This is a genomic window from Arsenophonus endosymbiont of Bemisia tabaci Q2 (genome assembly GCF_902713415.1).
GTDB lineage: Bacteria > Pseudomonadota > Gammaproteobacteria > Enterobacterales > Enterobacteriaceae > Arsenophonus.
This window is the reverse complement of the sequence record NZ_CACTIE010000274.1, coordinates 1-1,731: the sequence shown is the minus strand read 5'-3', so window position 1 is coordinate 1,731 and position 1,731 is coordinate 1. Positions and strand designations below refer to the sequence as shown.

Genomic DNA, 1,731 nt, shown 5'->3' with positions numbered 1-1,731 from the left:
ATCCGAAATTGCTTCGCTGTTTCTCGGATACTCAACCCTTCTTCTTCCATCGTAAATATCACTTTACGTCTAAAATCAATTGAATAGCTCATATAAATAGTGTCATCAAAATTAAGTCGCTTAGCTATAACAGTTGCCAGTATTTCTCGACACTTTTAATGTTAGCTCGCTTGTCGGGTGAGTGGGCGCCATATATCGTTGGCCCAATGGAAACCTTATCCATTTGAGGATAAGGTTTTTTAAATAGCCCACATTCTAAACCAGCATGGATCACCATGATCTTAGGAGTTTTGGCAAATAGTTGCTGATAGATATTGCTAGAAAGTGCCATGACTGGCGATTTCGGATCTGGTATCCAGCCAGGATAACTGCCTTTATGTTCACATTCCCCACCAGAAAGCATCGATAATGATGTCAACATGTTAACAACATAATCTTTGCCCGTTTCAATTAATGAGCGAATTTAAAAAGTAATTTCGGCCTTTTTTTCATCCATTTTAACAACGCCGGTATTGAGTGAAGTTTCAACAACCTCTTTTATGTCGTCACTCATCTGAATAACACCGTTAGGCGCAGCATTGAGAAAATGTAATAAGCGAGATTTACAATCTGCGGTTAGCGCAAATAATTCTGTTGTTGTCTCATCAAGCGTAATGACTAAGTTTTTTTCAAGCGCGGCAAATTCAGATCTTAGCATCGCTAGATAGTGATTTTTACTGGTTTCTAAATTATCTGCTACTGATATGGGCACTGCAAAAATTGCTTCACTCTCACGAGGGATCGCATTACGTAAGCTACCCCCTTGAATATGAATGAGCTTTAATTGTAATTCACTGGCATGACCTGCTAGAAAACGCGCCAATAGCTTATTCGCATTAGCTAATCCTAAATGAATATCACCCACCCGAGTGACCACCGGTTAACCCTTTAAGTGTTATTTTGAAGATTATATGATCAGCTGGAATGGCTTCTCTTGTCAATTTAAAGGTGGTGGTAAAATCAACGCCGCCGGCATAACCCATGTAGATTTCGCCCTCTTCTTCGGAATCGGTATTGATCAGAATATCTGCTTGTAGCCAATTTGGCTGTATGCCAAAAGCACCAACCATGCCGGTTTCTTTCGTCATGGTGAGTAAAACCTCTATTAATCCGTGTTTAACATGCTCATCATCCAGTACAGCTAAAGGAGAGGCCATTATCTGCACCTAATGTGGTACTTTGTGCTTTCACCCATTCATTATCTACGTAAAGACGGATAGGATCCTGAGTAAAATCGTGCTGAGTATCACTGTTTTTTTGTGGCACCATATCCAAATGGGCTTGAAGCACGACAACTCGAAGATTCCCCAAGCTGGCGGTTGCCGGTTTGCGAATAAGAATATTACCGACTTTATCGCGTTCAACGTTAAATTTTTTGCTTTCCGCCCATTGAATAATATAGGAACCAAGTCCTTCTTTATGTCCAGATGGATGAGGAATCGCACAAATTTGTGCAAAAATATCCCAAAGCGGCTGTGGTGAAAGCTGTGAAAGTTCAGACACCTTTTTATCTCCTATTATACTACCCTTATTATTAAGATTGCTAATTAATTCCGCAGTCTTGGTAAATATTATTTATATTATTAATTCAGAATATCACCTTCTAACATCTATTCCTTTAGTTAATTGTGATAATATTAATTAATTTCTGGTTTTTGTTATTACAAATCACTATAATCTCGCGCAATATAG

General features: G+C 38.8%; 1 pseudogene. It reads right to left on the bottom strand.

From position 1 onward, the window contains the following. Window positions 1-124: 124 nt before the first annotated feature. Window positions 125-1,542: pseudogene (locus tag ARSQ2_RS11175) on the bottom strand (aminoacyl-histidine dipeptidase). Window positions 1,543-1,731 lie beyond the last annotated feature (189 nt).